The organism is Bremerella sp. TYQ1 (assembly GCF_020150455.1).
In the GTDB taxonomy this organism is placed as follows: domain Bacteria; phylum Planctomycetota; class Planctomycetia; order Pirellulales; family Pirellulaceae; genus Bremerella; species Bremerella volcania_A.
Map to the genome: position 1 here is coordinate 4,512,647 of NZ_CP083740.1, position 25,012 is coordinate 4,537,658.

A 25,012-nucleotide genomic window follows, 5' to 3' on the forward strand; every position below is an offset into this window, starting at 1 on the left:
CACTGGCTCGGTCAGTGCGTACGGGTGAAACGGTTGCACGTTATCCACTGGTTTGGCCAGTGCCGCCCGAATCCAACTCAAGGAGTCTTTCCCATGCGACATCTGCTCATCGGTTTGATTGCCGTCGCCATCTTTTTGGCGGTCACGTTCTATGCCTCGGCGAAGCTTCGCAGCGAAGAGCCTGTTGTTCGTACGACTCCGGCCGTTCCCTATTACTTGCAGCCGCAACTCTTGCCGCGGCGACGTTCGGTTTTCGATACGCTCTACAGTGGACGAACTCGGGTCAATCCGGTTGAGAAGCAACTGATCCGCGAAGAGTACGATGTCACCGGCAAGTTGCCGATCTTGCCAGAGAAACGAGACCCGCGTCTTCGCGATGCGGCCGGCAATGTGTTGCCCTCGAGCGATCCACTACGCAATTTGACGGGGCCGCGGCTCGGCACGCAGCGCACCACGCGCGATCCCCTGATGCGAAACCGTCTCTCACCAAGTCAACGGACCGAGCAGCAACTTTTCCGCGGTCCTTCCCGCCCCGGCATGATCGCCCCCAGAGCCCAGCAACAGCGTAGCACCCCTTCGGCCAGAGACTTGGGACGTCCTTAAAAGCAAGCAGCTCTTCGAGTGGACTCCCTGGCAGCGCCTCGCTTATCCCGGCAGGCGAAAGTACGTTTCGGTTTTGACGATCGCATTGTCGTCGGGAAACGTGTGGAAGGCTTGGATAAAGACGCTGCGAGTTCTCGTTTCGGCGTTCATGTAGCTGACGGCGCCCATGTTCATGCGACCGCTCGAATCGAATTCGTGCACCAGGCCGACTTTGCGTTCGTCGTTGCACAGTTCGCGCTGGCACAAGCGAAACAACTTGGTCGAGACCGCTTCCAGCTGAAAGTTCGTTTGATAGCGGATGCCGCCATGGCATTCGAACTGATCTTTCTGACGCCCTTTGATTTGATAGGTCATGATTCGCCGCTTCGTTGGCAGCGCTTGATGGGCCGAGGTGCAAACTTCGGTCAGCGTCAAACCTTCGTGCCGCCACGTAAGCACATGGCCGCAGTTGGTGATATCCATCTTCAGAGTGTACCCTGCCCGCTCGACTGTTCGCGTTTGATACGTCTCGAACAGTTCAGGGTGTAGTGGCCTTGTGTAAAGTTGAAAGGCCAGCTCGGCAACTCTAGGACGGATAGAAAGCAATGAAAACTCCTTCTCGGTTAATCAGCTTGGCCATGACAATGACAGCACAAGCTTTTAAAGCGGCGAGATCCTCCTGATCTCGATGACTTACCGACGCGAACGTTTGCGGTGCGTCTACACCAAGCTTAGTTCGATTCGGCGTCCTTGATTATAGACACGCCACAAATTCTCGAGGAATACTGTTTTCCGGCATGTCCGAATTTGATTATTTACCGCACGAAAATTTTCGCAAGGACTTGACTTTGAGCATCGCGAAGCGATGCAGTTGGAAGTTTTCGGTTTTCAGTGTTCAGTTTTCAGCATGAGGGAAGCCAGACGCCACCATGACAGCTTTCTCATACCTGCTTTTTCTCTTGTCCCCTCTCCTTGGCAGGGAGAGGGCTAGGGTGAGGGTTGTTGAAGCGGTTGTGACATTCGCTTTCACCATGCCTTACGAAGCGAATTTGATTCTTTCCTGCTGAAAACTGAACACTGAAAACTGAAAACTAACCATAAGTTTGACGAAAATCGGCATCCTCGGGAATGTCAACTTTTTTGCTTGGTTCTGTTCCTGTTAGTTCCTATCGGAATCGATTTTTTCCGCTTAGAATAGACATTCTCAGAATTTACCGATTCCACGTGCCTGATTGCACTTACGCTGCTTTTTGCACCTCGGCAGACATCGTCGATCGCACGCGTACGAACTTTTACGAGCGGCTTTTCCAAGCGACCATGACCGTATCCGATTTCACGAAGCTTGCGGACAATTCTCAGGATGCAAGCAAGTGGCTTTCCCAGCTGAAAATTGTCGACGCGGCGCGCGGCCGCGAAAACTTGAACAGCTTCGTGCGGTTGAATTTGCCAATCGATCTGCAAACGTTCCTTTGCCAGCAGTTGGCCGAGTCGCTTCCGGTATGCAGCGATCCCGACATGGCTTTGAACAACTTAGAGCGTTTGTTCAGCCGTGCGCGCAGTCCGCTCAGTCTTGCAGCGCTTTTCGAACGCGATGCCAGTTCGCTGACGACACTGATTCGCATTTTTAGTTCCAGCCAAAATCTCAGCGATCAGATCATCACCGATCCGGAAAGTTTCGAGCTTGTCCGTATCACCGACGGTCAACCGGCGGCGCGTCAATATCTTGTCGACGAGATTGTCGCCGAAGTGAAACAGCTGCATGAAGAGAAAGCGATCATGAAGGCGCTGCGTCGTTACAAGCGGCGCGAGACGTTACGCATCGCTTACGGCGACTTGATCTGCAATCAAAATATCGAGACCGTCACGCGGCAGATTTCCTTCCTGGCCGACGCGTTGGTCGAAGCGGCCTATCAAGCGGCGTCCAAGTTGGTCTCGCAGCGGTTTGGTTCGCCAAAGCCGCGAAGCAGTCGCAATGGCCGCGCGGTCGATCCGCGCTTCAGTGTGATCGCCCTTGGTAAGCTTGGCGGGTCGGAGCTGAACTATTCGAGCGACATCGATTTGATGTTCCTTTACGACGGCGACGGCAACACCGACGGCGAGAAGTCGATCACCAACAAGGAATACTTCGAGCGCGTTGGGCAGCGTCTGATGAAGCTGCTCACCGAACCGACCGAGCTCGGCACGCCGTACCGCATTGATATGCGACTGCGACCGGAAGGAAGTCGCGGGCCACTGCTGAACAGCCTGGAAGGGGCGCTGCACTATTATGACATCATGGGCCGTACGTGGGAGCGTCAGGCGTTTGTCAAAGCGCGAGCATGTGCCGCGGACATGACCCTTGGCGAAGAGTTTCTGCAAAAGCAGGAACCATGGATCTATCGTCGCTATCTGAGCCGCGCCGACATTACCGGGATTAAAGCGCTCAAACGACGCATCGAGAAACGCGCCACTCAGGCCGGTGCCCCGGACGCGAACGTAAAGACCGGACATGGCGGCATTCGCGACATCGAATTCGTCATTCAGTTTTTGCAGCTTTTGAACGGCGGCGACTTGCCACAGATTCGCACGCCCAACACCCTGGAAGGCATTCACACGCTCGAGCAAGTGGGCTGTCTGACGCTGCAGGAACGGACCATCCTGAAAGACAACTACAGCTTTCTGCGCAAAGTCGAGCACCGTTTGCAGATCATGTTCGACCTGCAAACCCATTCCCTGCCAAGCGAATCGCGCGAGCGCAACAAGCTGGCCATGCGGATGGGCTACGCCGACGATCACGAAGGGAAGGCGCTCGATAAATTCCAGGACGAATTTCAGGAACGAACCGAGATCAACCGCAAGATCCTCGATCACCTGCTGCACGATGCGTTTCCGGATGAAGAAGTAACCGCCCCAGTCGTCGACTTGGTACTCGATCCCGAACCCACCGCCGACGCCATCGACGAAACGTTGGCTGACTATGGCTTTCACGATCCGAAAGGAGCGTACGAAAACCTAATGGCGTTGACGCGTGAACGGGTACGCTTCCTGTCGACGCGTCGTTGCCGGCACTTTCTCGCGGCGATCGCGCCACAACTGCTCGAGGCCATTTCGCAGACGCCAGATCCTGACTCGACGCTGCGAAACCTTTCCCAGGTGAGCGATTCGTTGGGGGGCAAGGAAGTGTTGTGGGAGCTGTTCAGCGCCAACCCGGCCACGCTGCACTTGTACGTGCGAATGTGTGCCGGGAGTCCGTACCTGTCGAACGTGCTGATCAGCAACCCTGGCATGATCGACGAGCTGATGGATTCGCTCATGCTGTCGCGACTTCCCAGCCGAGGCGTCCTGGAAGAGATGCTGCTGGAACTTTGTCGCGGGGCGGAAGACATCATGCCGATCCTGCACAGTTTCAAAAACCTGATGCACTTACGCGTGGGCGTGCTCGATATTCTAGGGCAGAAAGATCTCAACGCGCGGCTGCAAACCCTTTCCGACGTGGCGGAAGTTTGCCTGCACCAGATTGTGTTTCGTGAGTACCGACAGCTGGTCGCGCGGTTTGGCGAACCTCGTTTGCCCGACGGTACCCCGTGCGATTTGATCATCCTGGGTCTCGGCAAAATTGGCGGTGCCGAACCGAACTACCACAGCGATCTCGATATCATTTTCGTCTACGAAGGCGACGGCAACACGGTCGTCGACGCGCGGCATCGCGGCGCGAGCAGCACGACCAATCAGCACTTCTTCGGTCAGCTCGGCCAACGCATTATCAAAAGCGTTAACGAGCTCGGTCCTTATGGTCGGCTGTACGAACTCGATCCACGACTGCGTCCCACCGGCAAAAGCGGCCCGATGGCGGTCACCCTGGAAGACCTGCTCTCGTACCACGAAAAAGGGCAAGGCGAACTATGGGAACGTCAGGCGCTGACCAAGGCTCGCCCGATCTTCGGTTCTGCTTCTGGCTGTGAAGCGGCTCAGAAAACCATTCACGAGGCAATCGCTTGCCGGCCGTGGCAACCTTCCGATGCCGAAGAGATCCGCCAGATGCGGTTCCGCATGGAAGAGACCGCGTCAGCCAACAACATCAAGCGGGGCCCCGGCGGCACGGTCGACATCGAGTTCGTCGTCCAGATGCTGCAGATGAAGTACCTCGCTCAAAGCCCGGAAATCCTGGTCCCCAACACGCTCGACGCGTTAAAGCTGCTGCACGAAAAGAACTACCTCGGCCAGGAAGACCACGATCATTTCCACAAAGCGTACGAGTTCCTCCGCATGGTCGAAGCACGTTTGCGGTTGATGAACACCTCGGCTCGGCACGACCTCCCGGAAGAACGGCTCGAAGTCGCCAAGCTGGCTTACCTGCTCGACTGCGAAGACCCCGCGACACTGTTGAAAGAATGCCGCCAACTGACCCGAGAAACCCGCCGCCGCTTCGATCAAATCTTCGACAAAGCATCCCGATAGCTGGGGCAGCCATCGAAGCCCCTATTGGAACGCCCCCAATTCAAAAAATGGGTGCCATGCCCATTCGCAGAGCTGAGCTCTCTAACCCAAGTCGCGACAGAACGGTAAGATCGCTTCGCACATGGCCGCTGGGTTTTCCATGGGAACCATGTGCCCGGCGTTTGGGACTTCCACGAACTGCGCCCCTGGTATCTTTTCGGCGAAGCTTTTCATTTCGCTCGGTGGACTGATTCCGTCCGATTCGCCGCAGATGACGAGCGCCGGCAACTCGATCAGCGGCAACCAGCTTTCCACGCTTGGCCGCTGAGCCATGCCACGCTGCGCCGCCGCGACCGCGCGAGGATCTTGCTGCAAGATCATTTCGGTCAGCGCCTTCACCACAGCAGGCTTTTCGTTCCGTGCGCTTTCGGCAAGCAGCTTCGGCAGCATGTTGCTGGGCACGTCCTGCATGCCGTTGGCTAAAACGCTTTCCGCGGCCACGCGTCGCGCTCGAGCTTGGACTTCGTCGTCGGCCACCGCTCTGGTATCAAGCAGCACCAGCCGAGCCAGCCGATCGCGATGCCGCTGCCACATTTGCCAGCCGATATAGCCACCCATGCTCAGCCCGGCGAAGGTGATCTGCTCGGTGATGTTCAGTTCATCCAGCATCGCCGCCAGGTCATCGGCAAACATCTCCATCGAGACCAACTCGCGGTACCCGTCGCTTTGCCCGAACCCCCGCAAGTCAGGCACGATCACCAAGTGCTCTTCCGCAAGCGGTTCGATCACCTCGTTCCACATGCGATGGTCCAGCGGAAAGCCATGCACCAGCAACAGCGGACTCCCCTCCCCTTGCATGCGAACAAAAAACGAGGTGTCGCCTATCTGCAACGTCTGATCCATCGGAATCGCTCCCAGCTTCGATCATGGTGAAAATACGACTACCCATTGTCGCAGATGTCCCCCCGCCGATTAAACCCCCAGTCGCTCCGGTCCGGCATCGTTTGCACGACAACCAAACGTAACGTTCGACCTGGGTGCGATGCTCACGTCCGCGTGGGCATGCGAGATACGTGAACGGCGAACATAAACGTTTGTGTATCGAATAGAAAAGACGGTTGTGTTCGTGTTACAACCAAAAAGACATGCCGACGAAGACAACGGCATGGCACCCTGAACAACCGTGCGTGGAAACCTGACGAATGCATCCATTGCAGTTTCGAAAACTTGTATTCAACGTCGTCAGCGCGCCGCCGGCCGAAGTGGCTGACTATATTGTCGAAAGGTTTTCTCGTCCTTCTCCGCTTCGATTTGGGCCTCCGTCGATCTACCATGTCGAGTCAGGCAAATACGATTGGGTAGAAGCGTACACCGATGTCCCGGAAATGGGATGGCGTCCTTTGGTTTGCATTCTGTGGGAGCCGCAGAACCGAGCCGGTCATACCATCTTCATGTCGAACAGTTCCGACGGAATGAGTTTCTCCGTCTCGAAAGTTTCCAAGTTTAGTTCGCACCTGTGGTGTCATGTGAGCATTGGGGATCACCCATCGCTACCCTGGAAAGGTGCCAGCTTTCGGTATTATCTGCAGGAGACACGTCGTGAAATTGCCCTGGGCAACAACGAGCGAGGCAAATGGGACTTCGTCGAAACCGGCAGTCCGTTGCCATTCGAGGAACCAGAGCGGTACAACCAACGACTTGTGCGAGATCGCTTGAACCGAGGAACGATCTACCGTTATTTGGCGGCGCTAGGCTACGAAGCAGAAGACGAAGATTTCTGGCGTCCCCTTTCCAGTGTCAAGCTGTGGCAAGAGCCGTAAGCATGCCGACGAAGACGACAGCATGGCACCTGGACGCTGAATCAGGTTTGCCAACACTCGGCGTTAGATCAGTTTGCTGATCCACTGAATCAGCAGGATTACTCCGATCAGGCCCCAGAGCCAGAACGAGGCGGTGCTGAGGTTCCAGGGGCGAAGGCCGCGGGAGAGTCGCCATAGTTGGGCGATGCGATACGGGATTTGAAAGGCAACCATCGGGAACAGCAGCAGCCCGGCCGGGTTGAATGCGAGCGAGGCTTGCCAATGGCCGTGCGCGAGCGAGACGAAGCTACGCGTCAGGCCACAGCCGGGGCAGTCGATCCCCGCCACGCGGCGCATGCTGCACGTGCCTGGCAAGGGAATGTTCAGCCACGGAATGACGACATTCACCGGACCATCGACGTAAAGCAGAAACGAGAGTGCAACAACCGCCGTGGCGACCACCAGCAACAGGATCTGAAACGTCCAGTTCGGCCGATTGAGGTCGCTTTCCAGCGGCATCGCTACCGACGAAGAACTCACAGTTTGCCCTTCTCTTGCTGGCCGGGGAAGTGCGTGTCGGGGCTCGCTTGCAGTTCGATCGATTCGTACTCGATGTTGTTCGCTTCGCACTTCTCGGCGAACTCGACATACTTGCGACGGATCATGCCGGAGTGAGGATACTGCATGACGGCCATCCGCTGATATTTGACCGCCGCGCCCCAATCTTTCTTCGCGGCATGACAATGGGCGAGCGTGTCGAGGTAGGCTCCGTTGCCAGGCTGCATTTCCAACGAAAGCTCGCTTGCTTCAATCGCATGATCGAAGTCACCGTAGGTGTTGCAGACGAGCCAGGCGTACTGGTTGCAGTAGTTGGCCATTTGCGAACCTTGGGTGCCCATGAAGTCGTCGCCGCGGCTGTTCTGCTTGAAGATCTCGTACTGCTTCTGGAACTTCTCGACGAACGGTTTGTAAAACTCGATGGTGTGGTCGATGTGTTCTTTCGCTTTCGCCTTCCACATGTCGTCTTTTTGGCCGATGCGATAAGCGGCGATCAGAACGTCTGCTTCGTCCTCGTAATATTTGAGGGCCTTGTCGATGTCCTTTTTCGCTGCGGCCAGGTCTCCCTTCTTTTCGGCAGCCGCCGCGCGGAACAAATAGCTGCGAGCTAAAAACCGCGAAGCAATTTCGTCTCGATCCGAGTCGATCGGGTTATTGGGACCGTAACGTTTCTCGATTGCTTCGACCCAGGGCCACATGACGGCGGCGGCTTGTTCGGGATCGCCGAGATCATTTTCGAGTTCGCCCAGCTGCATTCGGGCGAGCATCGAACTGCGATCCATGATGTCGTTCTGGTCGATGACGTATTGGTATTCGTTGCGAGTCCAGCGGAACGTGCCCCGCTCTTGCAGTGCATCAGCAACGTTGTAATGGCTGTCATACGAATCAGGTTCGATGCTGAGGGCCGCTTTGGCATACTCTTCCGCTTTATCGACGTTGTCTCGGACCAACTCCGATTCGGCGAGCAGATAGAGCAGCAACGCGTTTTCGCCGAATGGACCGCCGATCGGCATGTTGTCCAGCACGGGCTTATTCTTGGCGTGGAACGCGGCCAATTCACCAACGACCGAAGGACCGTTTCGGTCGAGGAACCACGTGGTCAGATCGAGCAGTTCTCTTTCCGAGAATTTGACGCTGATGCGAATGACATCTTGCATCGCGGCGAGGGCTTCGTCCTGTTTGTCGTCGCGGCGAAGCTGATCGACTTGCCAGCGAACGAGATCGAGCACGACCTTTTGACTGGTAAGCGACGGCCGCGTGGTGAAGAGATCGATCTCGTCGGTGATCTGCTTTTCCCACTGCGCGATGGCTGCCGAAGGTTCGTCGAGACTGGTGCGAAACACTTTCAGCCAACTGGGACCAACGCGGGGGCTATCACCAATGCGGCTGGTGATGACGCCGGCGATGTTGTCTTTCTCTTCGCCGGTCGCGTTTTGAAATTGAATGGCCGCGGCAAGAGCAGCTTCCTTGGAGAGAACTTCCGAAACGTCGTACCGGCTGATGCGGCACAGCGCGCTCAGGGCATCGAGTGTGTGCAGTCGCGAGAGCTCGCCGATACGGCTGCGACGGTTCTCGACGTTCAAGTTGCCGTAACGATTGAGGTAAGCGTTGACCTCTTCCGAGAACTCTGGTCGCATCCATTCGATTTCGACACTGCGAATGAGATATTGAGACCTGCGAGCGATTTCTAGGTCGGGGTCCCGCATGGCGCCAAAGAGCTGATCGAACGCAGCGATCCCCATCCGCGCGAGTTCCGACTGAGCACGTTCGCGAACGGTGAAGTTGCGATCGCCCAGTTGCGTGATGAGGGCTTCGACTTTCGTCGGATCAGGCGTCGATGCCGACTGCGAATAAGCAGGCGTGACGGCCCACGTTCCGAGCGTCGACAAACAGACCGCGGCCATCACAAAGCCGAGCCGTAGATTCCAAGGCATAGATCATTCCTCGCCGTGATAAAAGGTACCCCTTAAGGATACCTGTCGGGGCAAGCTCGAAACAAGGCAAGAGTAGGAAGTCAGGCCAGGACGGGGGGAAATACAAAGCCGTGACGAGCGAGGCAATTTGGCAAGGGAAAACGAGCCGCCGATCGCTCATTTTCCCGGTTATTACTTAATTGTAACGAAGTATTGCACAAGCGTACAACAAAAGTTCGCGAGTTATACGCCAAGTACGGCGAAAGGTTGCCCCAGTTTGCACTGAAAAATGCCCCTGGTGAGGGGTTTAGCTGTTTTCCATTTGCTCGATGTACTGGCGAAGCCGTTCGTTCTCGTTCTCGACATTTTTGAGCCGGAGCATGTTCTCGACTCGCTTGGTAAGCTCGATGCGATTGACCGGCTTGGAGAGGAAATCGTCGGTCCCTGCGGAGACGGCCCGTTCGATATCCCCCAGTTCGTTCAGCGCCGTAACCATAAGTATCATAATACCTTTGGTCGACGGATCGGCTTTCAGCTGCTTGCAAACCTCGAAGCCGCTCAGCTTCGGCATCATGACATCCAGCAGGATCAAATCAGGCTTGAAGCTGGCAACTTTATCGAGCGTATCTTGGCCGTTGACCGCGATTTCCGTCTCGCAATCGACGCTGGCCAGGTAGGCCTCTAGCAGTTCAACATTGGCTTGATTGTCGTCGGCAATCAATATCTTGTAGCTGTCCGACATGGCACTCCTCAACATATCCCGGATGGGCAACTCAATCCCGTGATTATAGAACCCCGAACGCATTGCGGAAACGGTGGATCGCACAGCAGTTAGGGAAATCGCTTGAGGTTTTCCGGGCCGTAATTAGGCTGGAATGAAGACCTTTCGCCCCTGCTTACAGGACCTATTGCTGTGAATTACCGCCTTCTGGTTCGCATTCCGACTGTACTGATCGTCGTAACGAAGATGCTGTTCGTCCTCTGCATCCTCGCTCAGGCGGCCTCTCCGGCAGGTCTTTCGCCCGAAATCGAAGCGGCCCGACTGCGGATCAAATTGTACGAAGGGCAAGAGTATCCGTTGAAGCGCCGGCTCCTGAATTCAAAAATCAACATCGCCAAAGCCCGCGTCGAATCGCTCCAACGGCAGCACGCCGAATACCAACAGTTTACCAAGTTTAAGTACTCGGCTCCGCTGTTCGGACAGTTAGAACATGTCAAAGTCGCTCAGGTCGAAGCGGAAGAGCATCTTAAAAACTTGATCGAAGAGAAGTCGCTGCTCGAGCGTTTCCATCAAGACCAACGGCGACTGTTGGAACTGGAACTGAAAATTCTCGAACAAGCGGCTCGCTAAGATTCGTTTTCTTCACACGGTTCCAGCACAGCAACGCTGGCGGTGAATCCATGTAGGAAATTCCGACCGGCGACTGGGCCGATTTCTCCTGCGGCAAAGAAGCCCGCGTTCGGGATCTTACCGAAGGCTTTGCTCAAGCAAGTCGCGTCGTGATGCGGTTCGCTAAACAATTTCGATCCGCGACCGTTGCAGGTAAACGTCAGCACGGATGTAGGTGACGAACCATTCTTCTTCATCTCGGCGGCTAACTGCTTGAGTTCAGCCGACGCAGAAAACTCGTCCCGCACGTGGAACTGGACCGTCTGTCCCGGCTTGACGTAATCGCCGATCATTAACGCTCCGGTTTCTTTTTCGATACCAACAACATTGCGGACGATGAAGTCGCCTTGGCTGCGTTCCGATTGATATTCGTCGACAACACGTCCGATATGCAGTCCGCGACTGACCAACTGTTGATCGGTGACCGGCAATGTCTTGTAGATGTTCTCAAGCTGTTTCAGCGCCGGGTGGCCGCCCAGTTCATGGATGACATTGCGTTCTGCTTTGGTGATGATGAACGGATCGCCGATGGGGCGGCAGCCTTGCGATACGATCGTACGAACGCGTACGTTCCCATGCAGGTAAATCACCACGCCGCCCGATTCCAATACGCGGTCGCCTAGGATCAAACGGTTCTCACCAGGTTGATAACTTCCGCTGGCCATGCCGCCGATTACCGGAATGCCTGGCTGATCTTCGTTGATGCGTTCCAGCATCAAGTCTGCGGGAAAACTAAACGGTTCGCCAAGCAGGATGGCGCACGAGTCTTTCGGCCATTGCGTTGGAAGCTCGTCAGACCAGCCGACGATCGAACCGCCATCGGCCGTTCGCTGAAATTCGAGGTGCATCGGAACGATCGTCGTTTGTGGTAGGTGGGCCAACCACAAACTGATCGCAGGCGTATCTTCCGCTTCTCGTGACTCGCCGATGATCGACTCACCGGTGCAGCCGAGAACGTTGCTGGTGCCAAGTAATCGAGTCAGCTCTTTAGCGACTGTTTCGACATGTGGCGCATGATGCTGGGAAACGAAAACCATCGCCAGGTCAACTGGCGCAGCTAACGCATCGAGTGCTTCGCGAATGACTTCGGCAAGGGCCTCTTCCGTTTTATCGTGAACGGAAAGTGCCGCGGCGAATTTAGGTTGCGGCTTCGTCATGGTGCTTGCCTATGGGATAAAGGGTTCTCGGCGCGAGAAAACGGGAGAGCGGAAACTATCGTCGCGTGCGACCGATGACGCCTTCTTCCGGGCTGCTTGCCGAAGCATATAAACGGCGAGGGATTCGGCCTGATTGAAACGCGAGTCGACCTGCTTCGGTGGCATTCCGCATTGCATGGGCCATACGCACAGGATCCTTGGCATGGGCAATGGCAGTGTTCAGCAGCACGCCATCGACCCCCAGTTCCATCGCAAACGCAACATCGCTGGCCGTCCCGACACCGGCATCCACGATCACTGGATAGTCAGGATCTTCCCCTTTGAGATACTCCATGCAGATCCTAATGTTGTTCGGGTTCAGGATGCCTTGTCCGGAACCGATTGGGCTGCCGGCTGGCATCACCGCGGTCGCACCGACTTCCTTCAATCGTTTCGCGATGACAGGGTCGTCAGTCGTATAGCAAAGAACCTGAAAGCCAAGTTCCACCAGTTGTTCGCAAGCCAGAACGGTCTCGACAGGATCGGGCAGCAACGTCTTCGTATCGGCTAAGACTTCCAGTTTGACCCAGTCGGCGCCGGGGTTTTCCAAGCCGAGCAAGATTTCGCGTCCGAGCTTCGCCGTTCGAACGGCGTCGCGAGCGTTGTAGCACCCGGCCGTGTTGGGAAGCAGAGTGTAGCGGTGGAAGTCGATGTAATCGAGCAGATTGCGACCGGTCGGATCGTACAGCTTCTCGCGCCGCACAGCGACCGTCACGCATTGGCTGCCAGAGGCTTCCAACGATTGCTGCATCAGTTCCAGGGTGTCGTACTTCCCAGTGCCAACAATCAAACGACTTTGCAGCGTGTGCGTGCCCAAAACGAGAGGGGCATCGCTGGTGCTCGTTTCGGCGAGACTCATTAGCCACCTCCAACAAGGGTTACGACTTCTAACTGATCGCCTTCGGTCAGTGTATGGGTTGCGTGTTCGTCCCGAGGAATAAGTTCCAAGTTGACTTCGACGGCGATGAATTTGGGGTTGAGCGAAAGAGTTGCGATCACATCCGCCACGGAAGCTCCGTCGGCGATGTCTCGTTCCTCTTCATTGATGCGGATTTTCATGGAGCACTCGAACAGGCAATCGGCCGGTTTACCGAAAGAAAACTACCCAATTGGGCCAGCGGCAAACCATGATCAAGTTTACGACGAGAGGGTTTCTTCCGACAACCGGCTGATCCTGGCGATTGCTTGTTTTCGCAGGGAATAGGCAGGCCAAGGGAAAAGAAAAAGGCCCATCTCCTTCAGGAAACAGGCCCTTTGATAGCATCATGTGTGGGCATGGCGATTAGGAATCGCGAATCATCACGTTTCGAGCGGTTCCGGTGTCGAGCAAGATCAACGCCCCTTGCTGCGGTGCTCCACGAGCGGCGACCGAACGCTGCCATGGCACTCCGTAGACGGCAAATCGTCCCGTGGTCGAGTCGATAACATAGACGACACAGTCGCCAGGACGAGTGTTGCCCCCTTGGCCGGGGAACGAAGCGAAACCGGTGAGGATCATGAACGAGGGCTTCTTCGAGGCATCGGCACCGATGTCTTGAAGCACATTCGTACGGAAAAGACCACCAAACTTCGTTGTGCGGCCATTCAGGACGGAACACTGCAAGTCGCCGGTCAATGCGTCGAGCGTGAATAGGCCTTCCATTTCTTCATCGACGCGGCCGGTAGCGGCGCACATCGTTTCGCTCCACGTACTAGCCGTGGCGTTCACTGGAATTTCGACGGCGTTGTCCGAGCGAAATTGCAAGCCGACCGTCATGCCGACGATGGCGAACGCCGTCATGGCACTTCCCACTGCGAAACTAGCCAGCCAGAAACGAGTTGTCGAATCGAGCTTCATGAAATGATTCCTCAAAGGGTTCCATCAAAAGGGGGACGAATAGGATGGCCCGAAGTTGGCCTGGCAGTGCGATTTGCGGCAAGAGCCTGCGTGATATCGCTCGACCAAGAATTACCTAACGTTGGCGTCAATGCCCTAACCAACCGACATCGTACGAGGTTTCTCCCTAATGTGCCAGAGATAAGTTTTGGCCAGAATACGACTGCTTGCCCTCAGCGGCGCGAGACGTGATGGGGCGTCGTGGCGATCTTGTTTGGTCCTTGCGTTTTTAACGGAAATACGTATTCTTCTTGAAGTTACGAACACCCCATATGGATGCCAAACTTCTTGCGATTCCTTTCAAGTCGGACGTGGGTTGGGCTTGGAATCAGGTATTCGAATCGATGATAATAGCACCTGGCGGATGCCAATCCGGCCGTGTCCTTCCATGTTCGGCCGCACGACGCGAAATGCACACCCCCGTCGGATCCTGACCCAACCGGCTGATGCGCGAAATCCTCTTTCAATACGAAAGTGTCAACCCGACGACATGGGCCTACCTGTCGTCGCTGTTGGTGATTGGACTGTACTTTAAGTTCAATCGCGTCTGGAGCGTGCGCAATCTGGATATCTTGCTGATTCTTGCGTTGTCGCCCGGATTGCTCATGGTTTATTTCGGCCAGCAAAGCATCAACCGTGCGACAAGCATTCCTGCTTTGCCTGCGGAAACGGCTCCGTTGATACCTCCGTTAGACGCCGAAGCCGACAAACCGCCTCCGGTTCAAGCGGTAGCCGCTCTAGGGGAAGAAGCCGCCGAAGGGCCTTCGCGGCAGGAACTGCTTCAAATTGGAAAGACACTCGAGAAAGCAGGCTATATCTGGCTGTTTTGTCTGAGCGGCTTGATCGTGATCCGACTGTTTGTCGATCCCACCATGGTTCGCCGGCCGATGCTCGAACCAAACCTGACCATCGGCGGGATGACATTCATCACGTGCGCGCTTTTTATCTTCTTGATGACTAACGTCATTGTTGGCCGCCCGTCCGACGCCGACTTACGAGGCGTTCGCGAGGCATCCAAGAGTAGCCCTGACGAAGTCGAGGAGTCGCTGCGGCACTTTGGTCCTGGCTATCGCATGCTTTTGCTCGTGCCGCGGATTCCAACGTATCAATTGGCTCAGCAAGGGGAACCGACCGACTTAGAGACTACCGAGAAGATCACCGTCATCGTTACCAAGTCGATGGCTATCTTGGCGAACATGGCCCTGATCGCAGGGATTATTCTCGTCGGGTATCGGCACTTCGATAACATAAAGATGGGGATCGGAGCAGCGATGTTCTATTTCCTGCTCCCCTATGCGGCGGTCTATACCGGGCGGATTGACCATGTCTTGCCGGCGGCGCTGTTGGTGTGGGCGATTTTCTTCTACCGCACTCCGCTGGTCTCTGGCGTTTTCATGGGGTTTGCGATCGGAACGCTGTATTATCCATTGTTCCTGTTGCCGCTTTGGTTCAGCTATTACTGGGAACGTGGCCGGGCCAGGTTCTTGATCGGTGTGCTCTCGACGTTGCTGGTGCTAACGCTGTCGCTCGCGTTTACGTCATCCGATTTCGATATGTTCCTGAATCAGTTCCGCGCGATGTTTGGCCTATGGCTTCCGCGAGACGAAGGATACACCGGGTTCTGGAACTATTACTTCAACTCGAATGCCTACCGAATTCCGGTACTTGCCGCGTTTGCCGTGATATCGATTGCGTTCGCTATCTGGCCGGCCCAGAAGAACTTGGGCACGCTTTTGAGCTGTACCGCAGGCCTGATGTTGGCCGCCCAGTTCTGGCATGCCAACGACGGCACGACCTACATCGCGTGGTATATGCCGCTGATGTTGTTGACGATCTTCCGGCCGAACTTGGAAGACCGCGTGGCGTTACGCGTGATCGGCGAGGGGTGGCTGAAAAGAAATCGGCAAGGGACCTCTCCAAGCGACTCGGAAAAGCAAGCCGCATAGCACAAAAAAAGCCGCGTTCTACAACGCGGCTTTCTTCTATTTGAATCAGGGCGAAGTCGATTCGGTCGACTAGTCCATCGTGTTTGGTACGACGCCGACGTTGACAATGCTGCAGGCTTGGATCGGGTCGATGCCGCGCTGGCGAGCCGCTTCCAGCAGTTCAGCACTTTCGCTGCCAGGATTGAAGAAGACTTCTTTCACAGGCTTCGAGGCGATGTCGCTGACCATCTTCATGCCGACCGACGGTGGAACGTAAACGCTGATGCGGTCCAACTGCTCGACAGGGATATCTTTCACCGAAGTGTAGACCTTCAAACCTTCGATCTGGCCACCCTTGGGGTTCACAGGGTAAACGTCGTACCCACGCTCGAGATGAGCCCGGACGGACTTGTTCCCGTATTTGGAACGCTCGGAACTTGCACCCAAAATGGCCACAGTTGGCTTCGACATCATTAGTGCTCTCCTCGAAGAAGATTGGGGGGGACATGAAGAAAATAGTGACCAGATGCGCCTGGCCAGCGACCGCCCTAGACCTTCATTAATAACGGGAATCCACATGGCGTCAAACGTCGAAATTCCTTAGGTCCGCCACCCTGAATTGACGGACATTAAGGCCACGCAATAACTTGCGCGCATCGATCAATCTCTGGCCATGATTAAAAGAAATTGCAATTTATTCAAAGTGATCACCGCCCGAAATTCGTAGCGATCGGGCGGGATTTTCGCGTCCTTCTTCCCCTGCAAAAGATCGTTTTTGCGCAAGGGGAAGAGGGTGGTCTTAATGTCGACTTTAGAGGAGCGATTGCTGACCAGAGGAATCTACACCTTTGAGGTGCTCTTCCAAAAACGCTTTCAAATTGCCTTTGCCAAGGTCGGCATCGCTACGGAAATGAAGTCGCACGATTTCTTCGCCGGTTCGTGACTGCTCCACACTTGGCTCGTGACCAAATTCCGCAATTTTTCCCTGCGTAGTGGACGCTTGGGGAGACTTCAATTCCAAGCGGATATGTTCCGGCTTTTTCGTCGTCACCACGGCCCAAGCGGTACGTTTACCAGGGACCATCATGTTGATCAGGACCTGGTTGTTCCAAAGGATCTCGCCTTGTGGGGCGACATCCTTCAGCAGTTCGATCACTTCTTCCAGAAGCGACTGCTCCCACGCGACCTTCTTGCCTGGCGGGAAGCCCTTGCGCGAGAGATGCCATTTCTCGCCGAGCTTCTTCCATGGCATGTGGCTTTCAACATCTTGGTTGATCGTCGCTTCGTACTTCTGGAAGCCGACAATCGCGTCGTCGACAAACTTCCAGAACTCTGGCTTGTTGATCTCTTGCCAGCTATGAGCACGGATCTCGACTTCCTGGAACGGCCCTCGCAGGTTCTTTACCTTCACGCGAGGATCGTTGCTGTAGATCGGCAAGTCGTCCATCTGGTTCAGCGTCGGCAGATCAAGCTCCTGAGGAAGTTCGTACTTGTTGAACGTTCCCTTCATCACGCGGAACTTCATTTTCAGCAGCCAGCTTTCGCCGGTGATGCCATGGAAGAACCAGCCGTCCGATTTTTTGTTCGCGGCAATTTCGACGATTGTTCGGGAATTCCAGTTCGGATCGCTGAACGATTCGGTCGATTGGATTCGATCGACCACTTCAGCGAGGATCTTGCCGTCCCAGTTGCATGGCTGTCCGTCACGGCCGACACGTTCTTTGGTGTGCCAACGTCGTCCGTCCAGTTCCCACGGCATTTGAATCTGGGCACCGACATCGTCGATGTCGAGGTCCCCTTCTTTCTCAGCTTCCGCGGCATGGGGATCATACAGCGGTCGCTCTTCGCGGGGCGCGGCATCCAGTACGGGGCCAAGGGCTTCGCCGGTATGACTTCGCAGCCATGTCATGCCCCCTTCGTCGGTCAGCGTCGACTCGTCGCTCTTCTGCTTTTTGGCCAGCTTGGTGAACGACCGCGAGTACGCCACGACATCTTCCGGGGTACCGACGGTAACGACTTGACCGCCAGCTTGACCAGCTTCTGGACCCATCTCGATAAGCCAGTCGGCTTGCTTCAAGATGTCGAGGTTGTGCTCGATCACAATCACCGTGTTGCCAAGATCGACCAGGCGATTGAACACATCCAGCAGCTTCTTCAAGTCTTCGAAGTGCAGCCCCGTCGACGGTTCGTCCAAAAGGTACAACGTCCGTCCAGTATCAGGGCGAGCAAGTTCCGAAGCCAATTTCACACGCTGGGCTTCCCCGCCGGAAAGTGTCGGAGCGGACTGACCGAGGGTGACATAGTCGAGACCCACATCGCACAGCGTTTGCAGGGTCCGGCGAATCTTGGGGATGTTCTCGAATAACTGCAGGGCCTGACCGCACGACATCTCGAGCACTTCCGAGATCGTCTTGCCGTGGAATTTAACCGCCAGGGTTTCTTCGTTGTAGCGACGACCTTCGCACGTTTCACACGTCACCCAAACGTCCGGCAGGAAGTGCATCTCGATACACTTTTGCCCCATCCCTTGGCAATCCTCACAGCGGCCCCCTTCAACATTGAAGCTGAATCGGCGAGCTGTGTACCCACGTACTTTGGCATCAGGCAATTGGGCGAACAGTTCGCGAATCAAATCGAACACGCCGGTGTACGTGGCCGGGTTCGAGCTAGGGCTGTTGCCGATTGGCTGTTGATCGACGCGAATCACCTTGTTGATATTCTCAATGCCGCGCAGGGCATCGTGAGCCCCAGGAATTGTCGACGCGCGGTGCAGCCGACGAGCCAGCGTGTTGTACAGAATGTCCTGAACCAACGTACTCTTACCGCTACCGCTCGGCCCGCCGATGGCAACGAATGCCCCCAGTGGAATCGAGACGTTCACATTTCGTAAGTTGCGATGGTTCGCTCCGACAATCTCCAGCCATTCGCCGGAAGGACTGGTGAAATCGGCGATGACATCTTCGTCCGAATTCTGGGCGATCGACATCATGCGACGATTGGTCGGTGCATAAATGGCCTGCTTCCCGGAGACGTAAGGACCGGTCACCGATCCCACGGCTTTGGCGATCTGCTTTGGGGTGCCTTCGGCGACAATCGTTCCGCCATGGCGACCAGCCTGAGGTCCGAAGTCGATCAAGCGATCGCTCCCTTCGATCACCTCTTGATCATGTTCCACGACCAGCAGCGTATTGCCGAGATCGCGGAGGCGATGCAGTGCCTTCAGAAGCCGACGGTTGTCGCGTGGGTGAAGACCAATCGTCGGTTCGTCGAGCACATACAGCACCCCGCACAGTCCGCTGCCAAGCTGGCTGGCCAAACGAATACGTTGGGCTTCCCCGGCCGAAAGTGTCGGAGCCGTGCGGCGAAGGGTCAAGTAATCGAGACCGACATCAAGCAGGAACTGCACACGGCTATCGATCTCGCGAAGCAACTCACCGGCGATCTTAGTTTCCCGCTTCTTGAGCTTCGTTGCACGAAGGAACTCCAGCAGTTCTGCCAACGGCATGCTGGTCAAATCACGCATCGACTTCTTACGGAAGCGAACGGCGGAAGCATCGTCACGCAGACGTGAACCGTCGCACGTGGTGCATTCCACTTCCGCCACTAACGATTCGAGCTGGCCGCGGAACGAAGGACTCAACCGCGAAGCATCTTCCAACGCTGGGTACAAACCTTTGAACTGAAAACGGAATTCGAGGTTTGTCTTCTTCTCGTCCGCGTAGATGTCGTACGCCGTGTCGCCAGTACCATGCAGGATAATTCGTCGCTGTCGGGCTCCGAGCTGTTCAAACGGAACGTCGATCGGGATCTTGTTCTTATGGCAGATCGCCTCGAGCATCTTCATCGCGGTCGGCGATTTCAGATCGGGCCACAAACGCAGGGCCCCTTCGGCCAGGCTACGTTTCGGATCGCTCAGCAAAGCGGTCGGGTCGGCGCCGGTTTGTGTGCCTAAGCCTTCGCAGTCAGGACACCAGCCCAAGTAACTGTTGAACGAAAAGTTGTGCGGCGAAAGCGGATCGAAGCTCCGGTCGCACGATTCGCACGAAAGCTTTTGGCTCAAACGTTTGGTCCGCCAATGCGCTTCCGGAACATCTTCTTCCGCGTACGCGAGGACAAGTACGCCGCCGGACTGGCTCAACGCGATTTCCACGCTGTCGGCAATTCGAGGACGAGCATCCTGGCGAACAACGATACGGTCGACGACCACTTCGACGTCGTGCTTACGGCGACGGTCGATCTTCGGCATGCGATCGATTGTGTGCACCACGCCGTCGACACGAATACGCTGATAGCCAGCCGCTTTCAGCTCTTCCCACAAGTCGGAATATTGCTGCCCTGTGTCGAGGTGACGCGGGGCAAGCAGGAACAGCTTCGTCCCCTCCTCTTCCTGCAAGACTTTGTCGGTGATCTGCGTCGACGTTTGAGTCTTGATCGGGATGTCGCAGTCAGGGCAATGCGGCACGCCGAGTCGGCTCATCAGCACGCGAAGGTAATCGTAAATTTCAGTAACGGTACCAACCGTCGAACGTGGCGACTTGCCGAGGTTTTTCTGCTCGATTGCGATCGCCGGCGACAAACCTTCGATATGATCGACCTTCGGTTTCTGCATCTGCCCGACGAATTGCCGTGCATAGGCGCTCAGGCTTTCGACGTAACGGCGCTGCCCTTCGGCATAGATCGTATCCATCGCGAGCGAGCTTTTACCGCTACCGCTCGGACCACAGAAGACAGTCATCTTGTCACGATCGATGCCAACACTGACGTCCTTCAAGTTGTGCATCTTGGCACCGCGAACGTCGATTCTCTTGGCCAGTGCTTTGGCCGTTTGCTGCGACTGTTTGGCGGCACGTTTGATCTCGGCCACGGCGCGGCTTGTCTTGCCTTGCAGGAGCGGTTCGAGGGCCTGCCCGGTGTGCGATTCTTTCACCGCGGCGACATCCTCAGGCGTTCCTTCCGCCACGATGGTTCCACCGTTGATACCGCCGTCGGGGCCAAGATCGACGACCCAGTCAGCCGTCTTGATCACGTCCAAGTTATGCTCGACGACAAGCACCGTATTGCCGGCATCGGCGAAGTTGTGCAGCACCTTCAGCAGCATCTTCGTGTCGGCGAAGTGCAGCCCGGTCGTTGGTTCGTCCAGCAAGTACAACGTTTTGCCGGTGCTTCGCTTGGAAAGCTCTTTGGCCAGCTTGATACGCTGTGCTTCACCCCCGGAAAGTGTCGGCGACGGCTGCCCGAGCTTGATGTAATCGAGCCCGACGTCATGCAGCGTTTGCAGCTTCGTGGCGATCTTCGGAACGTTCTCGAACGTCTTGAGCGCCTCTTGCACGTCCATCTCGAGGATGTCGGCAATCGACTTGTCCTTGAACAAAATCTCCAGTGTTTCGCGATTGAAACGATGTCCTTCACAAACCGGGCAAGTGACCCAAATGTCGGCCAGGAAGTCCATCTCCAGCTTGTTGGCCCCGTTCCCTTCGCAGGCACTGCAGCGTCCGCCATCGACGTTGAAGCTGAAACGCCCTGGCTTGTAACCACGCTTGCGAGATTCGGGAAGCTGAGCGAACAAGTCGCGGATTTCGTCGAACACTTTAATATAGGTCGCCGGATTACTTCGAGGCGTACGACCGATCGGGCTTTGATCGATCGCGATCATCTTGTCGAGATGTTCGATCCCTTCGATGCGTTCGTGCTCGCCCGGTTCGCCGAGCCCACCATTCAAGTCGCGACGCAGGGCCTCGACAAGAATCCCGTTGATCAACGAGCTCTTGCCGCTACCACTCGCCCCGGTAATACAGACGAAACCACCCAGCGGAATCTCGGCGGTAATGTTCTTCAAGTTGTTCTGAGCAGCACCGACGATGCGGAGTTTTTTCTCGCCGATAGGACGGCGCGTTTCAGGAATGTCGATCTTCTCTTTGCCGGAAAGGAATTTCCCGGTGATGCTTTCTTCGGCTGCTTCCAACTGCTTGGCCGAACCTTGGGCGACGACATATCCGCCGCGAACGCCAGCCCCAGGACCGAAGTCGATGATGTGGTCGGCGACGCGCATCGTATCTTCGTCATGCTCGACAACGAGCACCGTGTTTCCGAGGTCACGCAGATCGTTCAGCGTAGCCAGCAGCCGGTCGTTGTCCCGCGGATGAAGACCGATCGAAGGTTCGTCGAGGATGTAGGTCACACCGACGAGCCCGCAACCGATTTGCCCGGCCAGACGAATTCGCTGCGATTCACCACCACTTAATGTCGGAGCGGTCCGGTCGAGCGTAAGGTATTCCAGCCCAACGTTCTGCAAAAAGCCGAGTCGCCCACGCACTTCTTTGATCGCTTCTTCGGCGATCTTTTTCGACAGGTTGTCAAGTTCCAGATCGAGGAAGAAATCGGCGGCTTCCTGGATCGAAAGTTGGCAAATCTGTGGCAACGTCCGCGAGCCATCTTTGCCGAACGACTTGCTCGACGTGGTCACTTTTACGCTGCGAGCTTGCGGGTTCAATCGGTCTCCATGGCACTGCGGGCAAATGACCGTGGCCATGTATTTTTCGAGTTGTCGCTGCTGCGGCTTTGAGTTTGTGTTGCGGTACTTTTCCAACAAGTCGGGAACAATCCCGCCGTAGGTTCCGCCGTACATCTGCGGGCTGTTGCCGCCCCGCCAGGTGAACGTGATGTGCTCGTCCCCGGTGCCCCACAACAAATAGTCGTGGTGATCTTTGGGCATGTCTCGCCAGGCCGTTTCCAGGATGGCCCCTTTGCCCAAGTCGTACTTGCGCTCCATGGTGTCGGCCATACCTTGGTAGATATGACGCTTCCATCGGCCCAACTCTTTCCACTTGCCCAGAAGTTCGATCGCTCCTTGCTTGAACGAAAGCGTTACGTCGGGAACCAACAGTTCCGGATCGAACGTGTACACTTTGCCCAAGCCGTCGCACGTCGGGCACATCCCTTGTGGCGAGTTAAAGCTAAACAACTGCGGCGTCGGCGGGCTATACGAAATGCCACAGTCGACACATGCGTAGTCGACCGAGAACATCATGTCGCCGGCGACGGCTGTTTTACTGCGTTTGCTTTTGGCACGCTTCTTCTTCGGAGCAGCTTCCTCGCCTTCGGGGGTTTCCTCTTCCCGCGGCGCGATGATCAGGCTACCTTCGCCCATCTTCAGGGCCAGTTCGACTGCTTCCGCCAAGCGGCCGCGGATGCCTTCTTTAATCGTGATTCGATCGACGACCAACTCGATGTTGTGTCGCATCTGGCGATCGAGTTGCAATTCATCGTTCAGCTGGATGATCTCGCCATCGACACGAGCACGCACGAACCCTTGCTTCAAGAGGTCGATGAACAGATCTTTGAATTCACCCTTTTGCCCTCGAACGAGCGGAGCGAGAACCGAAAAGGCGGTTCCTTCTTCCTGCCCGAGGATTCGTTCGAGGATTTGTTCCCGCGTCTGGGCCGTCAGCTTCTTGCCGCATTCGCTGCAGAAACCTTGCCCAACCCTCGAGAAGATCACCCGCAGGTAGTCGTAAATCTCCGTAATCGTACCGACGGTACTGCGGGGATTGTTGCTCGTTGTCTTCTGCGAAATCGAGATACTGGGGGTCAAGCCGCCGATGTAATCGACATCGGGCTTGGGCATTTGCCCCATAAATTGGCGCGCATAGCTGGACAGGCTCTCGACGTAACGCCGTTGGCCTTCCGCGTAAATCGTATCGAACGCCAGCGAACTTTTGCCGCTACCGCTTACGCCGGTCAGGCAAATCAGTTTGTTGCGAGGAAGCGTCAGCGTGACCTCGCGCAAGTTGTGTTCGCGGGCCCCTTTGACTTCGATATCCGAAACCGGCATAGATGCTCGTCCGTGGGTTCACTTCGCAGCTAAAATCGACCGAATCCATCGATTTTAGGGGACCTGCCAAGCGTGGAGAAGGGTATACGGTAACGTCATCCGCAGGAATCGCCTGTTTCGCAACTCGACATTTTGGGGTCTGCCCCATGCCTGACCACCTTGCGGCGGCGTCCGGGCAAGGGTTCACCCGCTGGTTTGAGACCATTATTATGGGGCTTTTCGCCCTCAGACTTTCACCCCCTCTTTCAGACTCACGAGAATCATCATGGCCAAGTACCGCGTTCTGTTGACCGACTATGCCTGGGAAGAACTGGAAATTGAAAAGCAAGTTCTTGCCGACAACGACGTCGAATTGATCGTCGCGACCGCCAAAGATGAAGACTCGCTCGTCGCTTTGGCCCAGGAAAACCAAGTCGACGCCATCATGACGAATTGGGCTCAGGTTACGGAAAAAGTCATTGCGGCCTCTCCCAATGTGAAAATTGTCGCCCGGCTGGGGATCGGGTTGGACAATATCGATATGGACTACTGCACCTCGCACGGAATCCTGGTCACCAACACGCCGGACTACTGCCTGACCGAGGTCGCCGAACACACGTTGGCGCTTATTTTTGCGTGCTCCCGAAAAGTCGCCATGTATCATCACGACACCATGAGCGGCAAATACGATCTCACCGCCGGGCCCATCATGCGGCGGATGGAAGGCCAAACGCTCGGGATTGTCGGGCTCGGTAATATCGGCATGCTGCTGGCGCAAAAGGCGAAGTGCCTTGGACTTAACGTCTTAGCGACCAGCCGCAGCGGTAAAACGATGGAGGGCGTCGAAACGGTCGAAATGGACCGCCTCTTGGCCGAATCGGATTACGTATCGCTCCTCATTCCGGCAACTCCTGAAACCAGAAAGTCGTTTGGTGCCAAGGAGTTCCAGCAAATGAAACCAACCGCCTATCTGATCAACACGGCCCGCGGAGCCATCGTCGATCACGACGCCTTGGCCGCGGCGATTGAAGCTGGCGAACTTGCGGGGGCGGCGCTGGATGTGCAAGATCCGGAGCCTTGCGACCTGACCATCGCCCCGTACAACGATCCCCGCGTGATCGTCACGCCGCATGCCGCTTTCGTCAGTGTCGAGTCGCTCGAAAACATGCGTAGCCGCGTCTCCCGCCAGGTAGTCGACTGCCTTCAAGGGAAGACGCCAGAGAACGTCCGCAATGGGCTGACGGCTGGTTAAATGGGGGTTTGCGTCCTTTGAGAGAGACGCAACATCCATTCTAACAGACTGTTCAAGCAAGATGTCAAAAAGTGCTTAGAAGTGCGTAATTCCCGAGGGTTACGCACTTCTTACTTTGCGCGGACTTGGCATGTCGGAAATGGTTCCCTTATTTTCGGTCATTCGGACGCGCAAAGAAGAACCAAACTATCGATGAAAACCGACTCAAACGCCTTTGAAACGCGCAAACTTATTGGATACTTGGACAATACTTCGTTAAAGTATCGCGCAGCGCGGCGCTTAAGCGGGTAGGGTA

Annotated in this window: 17 protein-coding genes; 6 read left to right on the plus strand and 11 right to left on the minus strand. The window is 55.9% G+C overall.

All coding sequences use genetic code 11. The features are described from left to right. The first annotated feature begins 93 nt into the window (after positions 1–93). Positions 94–603 carry a hypothetical protein gene (locus LA756_RS18225; RefSeq protein ID WP_224436155.1) on the plus strand — a complete coding sequence of 170 codons (510 nt, stop codon included), beginning with the start codon at positions 94–96 and terminating at the stop codon, positions 601–603. 42 nt (positions 604–645) lie between these two features. Here LA756_RS18225 and LA756_RS18230 read toward each other — a convergent pair whose 3' ends face one another. Next, complete coding sequence (locus LA756_RS18230; RefSeq protein ID WP_261362047.1) at positions 646–1,065, minus strand: DUF2617 family protein; 420 nt, start codon at positions 1,063–1,065, stop codon at positions 646–648. A 741-nt stretch (positions 1,066–1,806) separates the two neighbouring features. On the opposite strand from LA756_RS18230, the gene glnE reads away from it, so the two are divergent. Further along, positions 1,807–5,019, plus strand: a complete 3,213-nt coding sequence (gene glnE / locus LA756_RS18235) for a bifunctional [glutamate--ammonia ligase]-adenylyl-L-tyrosine phosphorylase/[glutamate--ammonia-ligase] adenylyltransferase (RefSeq protein WP_224436157.1) — start codon at positions 1,807–1,809, stop codon at positions 5,017–5,019. Between the two features lie 81 nt (positions 5,020–5,100). Here glnE and LA756_RS18240 read toward each other — a convergent pair whose 3' ends face one another. Continuing rightward, on the minus strand, positions 5,101–5,901 hold the full coding sequence (locus LA756_RS18240) for an alpha/beta fold hydrolase (protein WP_224436158.1): 801 nt from the start codon (positions 5,899–5,901) through the stop codon (positions 5,101–5,103). Between the two features lie 299 nt (positions 5,902–6,200). Here LA756_RS18240 and LA756_RS18245 point away from each other — a divergent pair, with 299 nt between their 5' ends. After that, complete coding sequence (locus tag LA756_RS18245) at positions 6,201–6,818, plus strand: hypothetical protein (RefSeq protein ID WP_224436159.1); 618 nt, start codon at positions 6,201–6,203, stop codon at positions 6,816–6,818. A gap of 63 nt (positions 6,819–6,881) precedes the next feature. Here the strand turns inward: LA756_RS18245 and LA756_RS18250 are convergent, their stop codons facing one another. The 3 genes from LA756_RS18250 to LA756_RS18260 form a co-directional block, all read right to left on the minus strand. Beyond that, on the minus strand, positions 6,882–7,337 hold the full coding sequence (locus tag LA756_RS18250; protein ID WP_224436160.1) for a DUF2752 domain-containing protein: 456 nt from the start codon (positions 7,335–7,337) through the stop codon (positions 6,882–6,884). Next, positions 7,334–9,289, minus strand: coding sequence for a lipopolysaccharide assembly protein LapB (locus LA756_RS18255; protein ID WP_224436161.1), 1,956 nt, complete (start codon positions 9,287–9,289; stop codon positions 7,334–7,336). Before LA756_RS18255 ends, LA756_RS18250 begins: the two co-directional genes overlap by 4 nt. A 286-nt stretch (positions 9,290–9,575) precedes the next feature. Continuing rightward, a complete protein-coding gene (locus LA756_RS18260; RefSeq protein WP_224436162.1) occupies positions 9,576–10,010 on the minus strand; it encodes a response regulator in 435 nt (144 codons plus the stop codon). A 171-nt stretch (positions 10,011–10,181) separates the two neighbouring features. On the opposite strand from LA756_RS18260, the gene LA756_RS18265 reads away from it, so the two are divergent. Continuing rightward, positions 10,182–10,619: a hypothetical protein gene (locus LA756_RS18265; RefSeq protein WP_224436163.1), complete on the plus strand. Its 438-nt coding sequence runs from the start codon at positions 10,182–10,184 to the stop codon at positions 10,617–10,619. Here LA756_RS18265 and LA756_RS18270 read toward each other — a convergent pair. The 4 genes from LA756_RS18270 to LA756_RS18285 all read right to left on the minus strand — a co-directional run bounded on the left by LA756_RS18270 (position 10,616) and on the right by LA756_RS18285 (position 13,691). Next, positions 10,616–11,815: an FIST N-terminal domain-containing protein gene (locus tag LA756_RS18270; RefSeq protein WP_224436164.1), complete on the minus strand. Its 1,200-nt coding sequence runs from the start codon at positions 11,813–11,815 to the stop codon at positions 10,616–10,618. The two genes, LA756_RS18265 and LA756_RS18270, sit on opposite strands and share 4 nt — an antisense overlap. Before the next feature lie 55 nt (positions 11,816–11,870). Further along, positions 11,871–12,713 carry a thiazole synthase gene (locus LA756_RS18275; RefSeq protein ID WP_224436165.1) on the minus strand — a complete coding sequence of 281 codons (843 nt, stop codon included), beginning with the start codon at positions 12,711–12,713 and terminating at the stop codon, positions 11,871–11,873. Next, a complete protein-coding gene (gene thiS, locus LA756_RS18280) occupies positions 12,713–12,913 on the minus strand; it encodes a sulfur carrier protein ThiS (RefSeq protein ID WP_224436166.1) in 201 nt (66 codons plus the stop codon). The genes LA756_RS18275 and thiS overlap by 1 nt, the downstream gene beginning before the upstream one ends. A 223-nt stretch (positions 12,914–13,136) precedes the next feature. Continuing rightward, complete coding sequence (locus LA756_RS18285; protein WP_224436167.1) at positions 13,137–13,691, minus strand: hypothetical protein; 555 nt, start codon at positions 13,689–13,691, stop codon at positions 13,137–13,139. A gap of 485 nt (positions 13,692–14,176) precedes the next feature. Here LA756_RS18285 and LA756_RS18290 point away from each other — a divergent pair, with 485 nt between their 5' ends. Beyond that, positions 14,177–15,676, plus strand: coding sequence for a hypothetical protein (locus LA756_RS18290; protein ID WP_224436168.1), 1,500 nt, complete (start codon positions 14,177–14,179; stop codon positions 15,674–15,676). 69 nt (positions 15,677–15,745) lie between these two features. Here LA756_RS18290 and LA756_RS18295 read toward each other — a convergent pair whose 3' ends face one another. Further along, positions 15,746–16,129: a CoA-binding protein gene (locus tag LA756_RS18295; RefSeq protein ID WP_224436169.1), complete on the minus strand. Its 384-nt coding sequence runs from the start codon at positions 16,127–16,129 to the stop codon at positions 15,746–15,748. Between the two features lie 337 nt (positions 16,130–16,466). Next, complete coding sequence (gene uvrA, locus LA756_RS18300; RefSeq protein WP_224436170.1) at positions 16,467–23,486, minus strand: excinuclease ABC subunit UvrA; 7,020 nt, start codon at positions 23,484–23,486, stop codon at positions 16,467–16,469. Between the two features lie 265 nt (positions 23,487–23,751). Between uvrA and LA756_RS18305 the strand changes: the two genes are divergently transcribed. After that, a complete protein-coding gene (locus LA756_RS18305) occupies positions 23,752–24,717 on the plus strand; it encodes a C-terminal binding protein (protein WP_224436171.1) in 966 nt (321 codons plus the stop codon). Positions 24,718–25,012 lie beyond the last annotated feature (295 nt).